We start from the raw sequence: 9,637 nt of genomic DNA, 5'->3' as shown, positions 1-9,637 counted from the left end.
GAGTACCCCGAATTGGCAATGCGGCCCGTGTAAACATTGACGTTCACATGGGCCGCATTGCCAATTCGGGGTACTCGTTCTATTACTTCTTAAACAGCAGCAGGTGCTGTTGCGGCAGCGTTTCGATGGAGTCGGCCAGCGTGAGGCCGATGGCGGCCATTTCCTTGCGGGCCTGCGCCACACTCATTTTGTGAATGCGCTTGATGGGCACGTTGGGGTCTTCGGCGCGGTATTCTACCAGTGCGAGGCGGCCGGTGCCGGGGCGTAGTGCCCGCCGGATGGCGCGGCCCATTTCGCGCGGGTGGTCAAACTCATGGTAAGCATCCACGATGAGGACCAGGTCTACACTGTCCTTGGGCAGGGCGGGGTTGGTGGTGGTGCCCAACACGGGGCGCACGTTGCTGATTTTGAGCTTGCGCTTGTTGGCTTGGAGCGCCGTCATCATCTCGGGCTGAATATCTACGGCCAGCACCTGGCCCTCGGGCACTCGCTTGGCCAGCTGAAATGAGAAAAAGCCTGTGCCGGCCCCGATATCAGCCACCACGTCGGTGGGCTTCAGGTTAAGTTCTTTCAGCAGCAGGTCGGTGCCTTCTTCCTGCTTGCGGCCGTTGCGCTCCAGCCAGCTTGCGCCTTCGTGGCCCATTACGTGCGCAATCTGCCGGCCTAAGTAGTAGGTACCAATGCCATTCGGGTCGCGTGGAGAGCGGGTTTCATAGCCGCTGGTATCGGGCAAGGCAATGGCTTGCATGCGGCTCTCGGAAAGCGCCGAGGGACGGGTTTCGGCCGGAAGCTGCGTGCAACTCATGACCAATAATCCGGCGCTACTCCCCAATCCTACAATTCCTGCTACCCGTTGCCAGGTTGAAACATAATAATTCATACGAATCGCAAGTAAGCACATTTGGGGTATTAACAGCAATTTCCAAAGGTGCGTTCAGCCGGCCCCAATGCCTGCATGCCGGTACCGGCGCAAGTATTTTGCCAATGTGCTGAATAACTGTCGGCTCTTCTCCCATTGAAAGAAAAAACATCGAAACAATCGCCTATTTGTAGTTTTGGCCGTAGAACGGGCATTCTCGCTTGTTTCCATTTACCCGCTTACCAATGAAAAACCACTTCTCTGTTCTTGCCAAGCTTGTTGCCGTCGCGGTCTGCGGGCTCTCTCTCGGTAGCTGCAACCGTGCCGAATACGCCATGCTGCCGAAAGGCGCTTCGTACCACGGCGTAACCCGCGTATCCACCCCAGTGCCCGCTGCTCCCAGTGCAGCCGCCACCGAAACCCCTGCCGCCGAAGCGCCCGCAACGGTGGTTTCAGAGCCCGTAGCAGCCCCCGCCGCAGTGGCCAGCGCCGCTCCGGCCCCGGCAAAAGCCCAATCCAAAACCACCGCTGCCAAACCAGCCGAAGCAGTAGCTGCTAAGTCGCTCAGCACTCCCTCAGCCACTGCTACTACCAGCACCGCCCCCACACCCAAGCTCAATGCGGTGCAGCGCCTGGCACTGAACAAAGTGGCCCGCAAGCTTGACAAGGCAATGCACAAAGCCACCGCTCGTCAGCAAGACAACACGGCTTCTACCGCGCGCGGCGGCATCGATGGCAACCTGCGCATCGGCATTATCTTGCTGCTGGTCGGTTTGCTCTTGGGCCTTATCAATGGCCTGATTGGTACCATCGTCGCCATTATTGGCTTGATTTTCATCGTCCTCTGGCTGCTCGACCAATTGTAGGTCCTGCCCGGTTTCCTTCAGCAAAAAGGCCCGCCCAGTTATTGAGCGGGCCTTTTTATTGCCTGAAAACGCTTGGTGCTACATCGGGTCCACGTCGGCTACCAGCCGGGCTTGCTTGAATTCCTTTTGGTCGCGCACCACGTCCATGGCTTCGCAAATCAGTTGCTTGGCCTGCTTGAGTACGGTGTGGGCGCGGTCGAGCTTGATGGTGATTTCCTGCAGGTAAAAGTTGCGGATGCGGAAGATGTAAGGCGCTTCGGGACCCAGCACGGCGGCCCGGCCCAACCGTTCCACCAACTCCTGGGTCAGCAAAATGGCCGCGGCCTCGCCCACGCTTTGGTCGATGTGCTTTACCGTCATCTTGATGACGCGCATAAACGGCGGGTAGCCGTGCTCGTGCCGCTGCACGATTTCGTAGTTGTAGAACTCGACGTAGTCGTTGCGGATGACTTTATCGAAAATCACCTGCGTCGGGTCGGCCGTCTGGATGATGACCTTGCCTTTTTTGCCCTTCCGCCCGGCCCGGCCACTCACTTGCACAAACATCTGGTAGGCCCGCTCATGCGCCCGGAAATCCGGGTAATGAATAATGCTGTCGGCGTTAATAATGCCTACTAAGCTTACATTGGCGAAGTCGAGCCCCTTAGTCACCATCTGGGTACCGACGAGCACATTGGTGGCTTGCTTTTCAAAGTCGGCAATGATTTGCTGGTAGCTGTTTTTGGCGCGGGTGGTATCCAAGTCCATGCGCTGGATGTTGGCCTGGGGTAGCATGATTTTGAGGTCGTCCTCAATCTTCTCGGTGCCGAACCCCTGGGTTTTTACGGCGCGGGAACCACAGGCGGGGCACTTGCTCACCATCGGGTCGTGGTAGCCGCAGTAGTGGCAGCGCAGCTCGTGGCTGTGCTTATGATAGCTCAGGCTCACGGCGCAGTTGGTGCACTTGGGAATCCAGCCGCAGTCCTGGCACGCCACCACGGGCGCGTAGCCGCGGCGGTTCTGGAACAGAATTACCTGTTCCTCTCGTCCCAATGTGCGCTCCACTTCGCCCAGCAGGTCGGCGGTAAAGTGGTTGTGCATGGTCTTGTGCTCGCGGGCTTTGCGGGTATCCACCAACTCAATATCCGGCATGCCGGCCTCGCCAAAGCGCTTGGTGAGGCTCACCAGCCCGTAGCGTCCCTGCTTGGCCTGGTAGTAAGTTTCGACGGCGGGTGTGGCCGAGCCCAGCAGGGTTTTGGCACCCTGGAAGTTGGCCATCATCAGGGCAACTTCGCGGGCGTTGTAGCGCGGGGCAGGGTCGTACTGCTTATAGCTGGATTCGTGCTCCTCGTCCACGATGATGAGGGCGAGGTTATCGAAGGGCAGAAAAACTGCCGAACGCACGCCAATCACCACCTGAAAGCGGCCCGAGAGTACGCCGTTCCAGACTTCAACCCGCTCGTTGTCGGAGAATTTGGAGTGGTACACACCCAGTCGCGAGCCGAACACGCGCATCAGGCGGGTCACAATCTGGGCGGTGAGGGCGATTTCGGGCAGCAGGTAGAGCACCTGCCCGCCGCCGTCCATGGCCTTGCGGATGAGGTCGATGTAAATCTCGGTTTTGCCCGCGCCAGTCACGCCGTGCAGCAGCACGATTTCCTGGTTGCCGAAGTGGGACATTATCTCGTCCCGCGCCGTGGTCTGGGCCTCGCTAAGCGAGAAGTTCAGCTGCAGGGCGGGCTCGTTTTCGAGCGGGAAACGGGACACAATCTGGTCGAACTGCTCCAGCACGCCATTCTTGATGAGTGTGTTTACGGCCGAGGCCGAGAGGTGCGGGCTGCTGGCCAGGTAGGCTTTCTCGATGCCGGCCTGGTTGGCGTGCTCGTTCTGGTACACAGGCACGCGCTGCATGTACTTCATCAGCACGTCGAGCTGCTTGGGCTTGCTGGTGAGCTGGGTAAAGAGTTGTTCCAGCGAGGCTTCGGACACGAAATGATGGGCCAGCCGTACTTTCTTCACCACTTTGGGCGCGTACTTGTCGGCGGTGTGCTCGAAGAGGAAGATGACGTCCTTGTGCATCAGCGACTTTATCACCTTATGGAAGGAGGTGATGCCGAGCAGGTCGCCGACTTCGGTGAAGGTGAGGGCCTTGCCCTCTTCCACGGTGCCCAGCGCATCCACAATCAGCTCTTCCTGGGTGGAAAGTGGGTACTCGTTCTCCTCCCGTGAAAAGCCAGGGTGCAACTGAATGCGCGACTCCGAGCTGAGCTTGAGCGCCGAGGGCAGCGCCGCATTGATGACCTCCCCAATGGTGCACATGTAGTAGTCGGCCATCCAGCGGAACAGCTTGAGCTGCGGCTGCGTGACCACCGGGGCATCGTCGATGAATTCGAGGATGTATTTGGCCTGGTATTCCTTGGGTGCGGTCTCGTGCACAGCCGCTACAATGCAACTGAGCGTCTTTTTGGCTCCAAACTGCACGATGACGCGCCCTCCGATTACCACGTTGTCGTTCAGCTCATACGGCACCCGGTAGGTGTAGAGCCGGGGCAAGGGCAGGGGCAGAATGACGTCGGCAAACAGGGTAACCCGGTCAGGCGCAGGTGCGGCGACGGGGGAAATAAAATCAAGCGTAAGACTCAAAGCGGCAAGTAGGGCAGGGGCGAATAGTAAAGATAAAGCCGCCACCTCCCGTTGCCCAACCCCTAAGCACAAGCATAAGTTGCCCACTGCCCCGGACGGGTGGCTGCCCACCAGTGCTGCCCGCCAGCCCGGCCCGGCCCGATAACCACGTAGCCAGCATCCTACACAATGGCCCGTTGTTTAAATTAGTTATTCCTGAATATCTAGTTAATGGCTGGATTTTTGCGGGAAAATTTATAGCTTCGGCAACCTGCGTGTCAGGCTTTCTTTCCTCTCACTACCGCTCTTTCTTTCACCCCTTCTTTCCCCTGTTTTATGAAGCAAAAAATACGCTTGTTCATTCAATGCACCTCTTTTGCGTGGGCATTGCTGCTGCTATTCAGTAGCATAGCCCACGCTCAGGTGGTCAACGACGACTGCACCACGGCCGTCGCCCTAACGACTTCCAGCGTCTGTACAGTGCCCGTAAACGGTACGGTGGCCACCGCCACGCAGAGCCTGGCGCCCACCACCGCCTGCGGGTTTGGACTTACCTCGGCTCTGGACGTGTGGTATAGCTTCACGGCTACCAGCACCAACCACCTCGTGACGTTGGCTCCGCGCTTTGCCGCTATTCTGGATGTGCGCAGTGGCTCATGCACGGCTTCGACCAGTGTTTTCTGTGCTACCATTGCCAACAACAACACGGCTGCTGTGCCAGTGGGCGGGCTGGTGAGCGGGCAGAGCTATTTTATTCGGATATATCCGGCCACCAACACGCCGCCTACCGGCATCAGCAGCACGTTTGCGCTGTGTATTGGGCAGGGCGCCACGGGGCCAACCAACGACGACTGCGCCGGGGCCATTGCCGTGCCGGTGAACACCACGGGTGCCTGCACCAACACCGTGAGCGCCGACAATACACTGGCTACAGCCAGCGCAAGCGTTGCAGCCCCCACTTGTGGCAACTACCTGGGCCGCGACCTGTGGTTTTCGGTGACGGTGCCCGCCAGCGGCAGCGTCACCGTGCAGACGGTAGTGTCCGCGACCGGCAGCGATGTGGGCGACACGGGCATGAGCATGTACTCGGGTACGTGCGGTGCCCTGACGGATATTGGCTGCAACGACGATGGCGCGGGCAACCTCAAGTCCTTGCTTTCCTTCACGGGCCGCACCCCAGGGGAGGTGCTTTTCGTCCGGGTTTGGTCATTCGGCGACCGTATCAGCGGCAACATTGCTGTGTGCGCCACCACCCCCACCCCCCTCACCAACGACGACTGTGCGGGTGCCGTCGCCCTGCCCGTAACCACGGCCTGCACCACACCAGTGGCCGGCACGGTGAGCGGCGCTACCCAGTCGCTGCCGTCTACTGCCAACTGTGGCATTGCTGCAACGGCCAATGACGTGTGGTACAGCTTCACGGCCGGTGGAACTACCCAGACGCTGGCCTTCAACGGCAACTTTCAGGCGGTGGTTGATGTGCGCTCCGGTACCTGCGCCAGCTCAACCAGCGTGTTCTGCGGCACCACCTTCACAAACCAGCCACTCACACTGACTGGCCTGACCATCGGCCAGCCCTATTTCTTGCGGCTGTACCCTAATAATAACATCGCGCCGCCCGTCAACGCGCAGTTCACGCTGTGCCTGACGCCCGGACCTACGCCGGCGGCCAACGACGAGTGCGCCACCGCCGTAGCCCTGCCTGTAACCACGGCTTGCACTACGCCGGTGGCCGGCACGGTGAACGGCGCCTCGCAGTCGCTGCCCGCTGCTGCCTGCGGTTTTACCACCAACGCGAACGATGTGTGGTACAGCTTCACGGCCGGTGGCGCTACTCAAACCCTGACTTTTACAGGCGGTTTCCAAGCCGTGGTCGAGGTCCGTTCGGGCACCTGCGCCAGTTCGGCCAGCGTGTTTTGCGGCACTACTTTCACGAACCAACCGCTCATCCTTAGTGGCCTGACCAGCGGCCAATCTTACTTTCTGCGCCTCTACCCCAATGCTACGGGGCTGCCTTTGCCGGGCAATGCTGCTTTCACGCTTTGTCTCACGCCCGGGCCCACGCCGCCAGCCAACGACGAGTGCACTGGCGCTGTGGCCCTGACCGTGAACACCGCCTGCATCCCGGTGAGTGGCACGGTAGCGGGCGCATCGCAGTCGTTGGCGCCTACTACTGGCTGCGGCTTCGCCACCAATGCGAATGATGTGTGGTACAGCTTCACGGCCGGTGGCACCACCCAAACGCTGACTTTCACCGGAAGCTTTGGGGCGGTGGTGGACGTGCGTTCGGGCACCTGCGCCAGTTCAGCCATTGTTTTCTGCGGCACCACTTTCACGAACCAACCGCTCACGCTGACGGCTCTGGTTAGCGGCCAGACCTATTTCCTGCGGATTTTTGCGAATGCCAACGTGCAGCCGTTGCCGGCTAACGCCGCCTTCACCATCTGCCTCACGCCCGGAGCCGCGGCAGCGGCCAACGACGATTGCAGCGCCGCCGTAGCAATTGCCGTGGTGCAGAACTGCGCCAACTCCACCAATGGCACTGTGGTGGGCGCTTCGCAGTCGCTGCCACCGAGCGGTAGCTGCGGCACCGCCACCACAGCAGCCGATGTATGGTACAGCTTCGTGGCCGGTGGTATTACCCAGCAAATCACCCTGAATCCCCGCTTTGGGGCCGTGCTGGATGTGCTTTCGGGTACTTGCACCAACTCGACCAGCATTTTCTGCACCACGGTTTTTGCTGGCAACACCACTGGTACCATCGTGGGAGGCCTGACGAGCGGCCAAACCTATTTTATTCGCATCTATGCCAATGGTACGGTGCAGCCCGTTCCGGCCAATGCCACGTTTACCTTGTGCGTGAGCCCGGCTCCCGCGCCGCCGGTTAACGACGAGTGCACAGCTGCTGTGGCCCTGACCGTCGGCACGACTTGCACAGCCCCGGTCAGTGGGACGGTTGAGGCCGCCTCGCAGTCGCTGCCGCCCGCTGCCAACTGTGGCTTTGCTGCAATGGCCAATGATGTATGGTACAGTTTCACAGCTAGTGGAGTGGCGCAGCTCATTACCCTGAACTCGCGTTTCGGTGCGGTGGTTGATGTGCGCACCGGTACTTGTGCCAGCTCGACCAGCCTGACCTGCCTCACGGTGCAGCCTGGCAGCACCACCGGTACCAGCATTGGTGGCCTGACCAGCGGCCAAACGTATTACCTGCGCATTTATGCCAATGGTACCGCGCCCACATCGGCCAATGCGACTTTCACTCTGTGCGTAACTACCCCGCCGCCACCTCCCATAAATGACGACTGCGCCGGGGCTATCAACATACCTGTGCAGTTTGGCACCACCTGCGTGAGCCAGACCACCGCCGACAACACCGATGCCACCGGCAGTACCGGCGCTCCTGTCCCCACCTGCGCTAGTTACCAGGGCCGCGACCTGTGGTTTTCGGTTACCGTACCGGCCTCCGGTATCGTAACGGTGCGCACTGTGGTGCCCACCATTGGCACCGATGTAGGCGACACCGGCATGAGCATTTATTCGGGTGCCTGCACCACGCTCACCCAGCTTGATTGCGATGACGACGGCGCGGGTAACCTGAAATCATTGCTGACCATTACTGGCCGGACGCCCGGCGAAGTGCTGTATGTGCGGGTGTGGGGCTACAATGGAACCCGCCTGGGGACGCTGGCTGTGTGCGCCACCTCACCCACCAACTGCACCACGCCTACCGCGCCAGTCGCTGCCAGCGTCACGGCTACTACCGCCCAGCTGAACTGGCAGCCCGGCGGCACGCCTGCCACCGGCACCACCTACACCGTGGAGTATGGCTTGCAGGGCTTTGCGCTGGGTGCTGGCACGGTAGTTACCGGCCTCACCACGGCCAGTACGCAGCTCACCAGCCTGCAGCCGGGCACGGCCTACTGCTTTTATGTACGGCAGGATTGCCCCGGTGGCAATGGCAGCAGTGCCTATGCCGGCCCCATCTGCTTCACTACGCCCTGCGCTGTGCCCACCAGTCCAACGGCTACTGCCATCACAAATTCCAGCGCTCAGCTGGGTTGGCAAACTGCCGGAACTCCGCCCAGCGGCACTACCTACACGGTGGAATATGGCTTGCAAAATTTCGTTTTGGGTACCGGTACGGTCATTTCCGGCATTACTTCACCCAGCTTCCAGCTAACGGGCTTGCAGGCGGGCACGGCGTATTGCTTCTATGTCCGTCAGGATTGCCCGGGCTCAACGGGCAATGGTGCTTATGCCGGACCTGCCTGCTTCACCACTACCGCCGCATCGGGCAACTGCGCCAGCCCGACCAATCCCACGGCTACGCCTACGGTTTCCACTGTGCAGCTTGCCTGGCAGCCAGGTGGTACGCCCGCTACCGGTACTACCTACACCGTGCAGTATGGCTTGCAAGGCTTTGTGCTGGGCACGGGCATTACAGTAAGTGGTATTGTCAGCGCCAACGTGCTGCTTACGGGGCTAGCGGCAGCCACCAGCTACTGCTTCTATGTGCGGCAGGACTGCCCCGGTGCCGCTGGCAGCAGCGCATTCGTGGGCCCCATCTGCTTCCAGACGCTAGCAACTGGTGGTGGCCCGGCAAATGATGACCCCTGTGGCGCCGTCACTCTGGCGCTCACCCCCACTGGCAGCCCCTTGCAGCCCATTTCGAGCACCAACGTGGGGGCTACTACCAGCGCCCAGCCGGGCATTGGGGCACCAACCTGCTCGCCCGCTACCACGCAGCGTGACGTGTGGTTTGCCATGACGCCCGCCACCGGCGTCACCTCCGTTACGCTCACCCTGACGGGCGCGCCGGCGGGCATGGTGCGGGTGTTCAGTGCTCCCAACTGCACCACCGGTCCGTTCACGCTGGTTAGTTGCCGCAGCAGCGGCGTCAACAATACCAGCTTGGGTACCATCACCCTCACGGGCCTCACACCGGGGGCGCGCTACTACTTGGCCGTGAGCGGCTACGGTGCCGCCGATACGCCAGGTGCCTTCACCATCAGCGGCGCAATACCGACGGCCGCCCGGGTGCAGGCTGATACCAATGCCCTGCTGGTGTACCCCAACCCCAGCAACACCGGCCAGCTTACCCTCAAGCTAGGCAACGCCACTGCCCGCCCTTCTACCATTAGTCTGGTTAATGTGCTTGGGCAGGTAGTGCGCACCGCAACCTTGGCCGGCGGCACCACCGAGCACGTTCTGAACACCCATGACCTGGCCACCGGCCTCTACACGGTGCGCGTGGTGAGCGGTAGTGCGGTATTCACGCGGAAGGTGACACTGGAATAAACCGGCCTCACCA

The 9,637-nt window shown here is 60.7% G+C and carries 4 protein-coding genes; 2 read left to right on the top strand and 2 right to left on the bottom strand.

What is annotated here, in order from left to right; genetic code table 11:
- Window positions 1–82 precede the first annotated feature (82 nt).
- A complete protein-coding gene (locus J4E00_RS27260; RefSeq protein ID WP_317196682.1) occupies window positions 83–880 on the bottom strand; it encodes a class I SAM-dependent methyltransferase in 798 nt (265 codons plus the stop codon).
- Window positions 881–1,104: 224 nt separating this feature from the next.
- Here J4E00_RS27260 and J4E00_RS27255 point away from each other — a divergent pair, with 224 nt between their 5' ends.
- A complete protein-coding gene (locus J4E00_RS27255; protein ID WP_208178511.1) occupies window positions 1,105–1,725 on the top strand; it encodes a hypothetical protein in 621 nt (206 codons plus the stop codon).
- 78 nt (window positions 1,726–1,803) lie between these two features.
- Here the strand turns inward: J4E00_RS27255 and priA are convergent, their stop codons facing one another.
- Window positions 1,804–4,347, bottom strand: a complete 2,544-nt coding sequence (gene priA, locus J4E00_RS27250; protein ID WP_208178510.1) for a primosomal protein N' — start codon at window positions 4,345–4,347, stop codon at window positions 1,804–1,806.
- 315 nt (window positions 4,348–4,662) lie between these two features.
- Between priA and J4E00_RS27245 the strand changes: the two genes are divergently transcribed.
- On the top strand, window positions 4,663–9,624 hold the full coding sequence (locus J4E00_RS27245) for a fibronectin type III domain-containing protein (RefSeq protein ID WP_208178509.1): 4,962 nt from the start codon (window positions 4,663–4,665) through the stop codon (window positions 9,622–9,624).
- Window positions 9,625–9,637: the final 13 nt, after the last annotated feature.

The organism is Hymenobacter negativus (assembly GCF_017571495.1).
In the GTDB taxonomy this organism is placed as follows: Bacteria; Bacteroidota; Bacteroidia; order Cytophagales; family Hymenobacteraceae; genus Hymenobacter; species Hymenobacter negativus.
The sequence above is the reverse complement of the archived record's forward strand: the minus strand, read 5'-3'. Positions and strand labels throughout refer to the sequence as shown.

Excerpts from the sequence above, each read along its gene's own strand:
- J4E00_RS27255 (WP_208178511.1), top strand. The coding sequence starts at position 1,105 with ATGAAAAACCACTTCTCTGTTCTTGCCAAGCTTGTTGCCGTCGCGGTC.
- J4E00_RS27245 (WP_208178509.1), top strand. The coding sequence starts at position 4,663 with ATGAAGCAAAAAATACGCTTGTTCATTCAATGCACCTCTTTTGCGTGG.
- J4E00_RS27260 (WP_317196682.1), bottom strand. The coding sequence starts at position 880 with ATGAATTATTATGTTTCAACCTGGCAACGGGTAGCAGGAATTGTAGGA.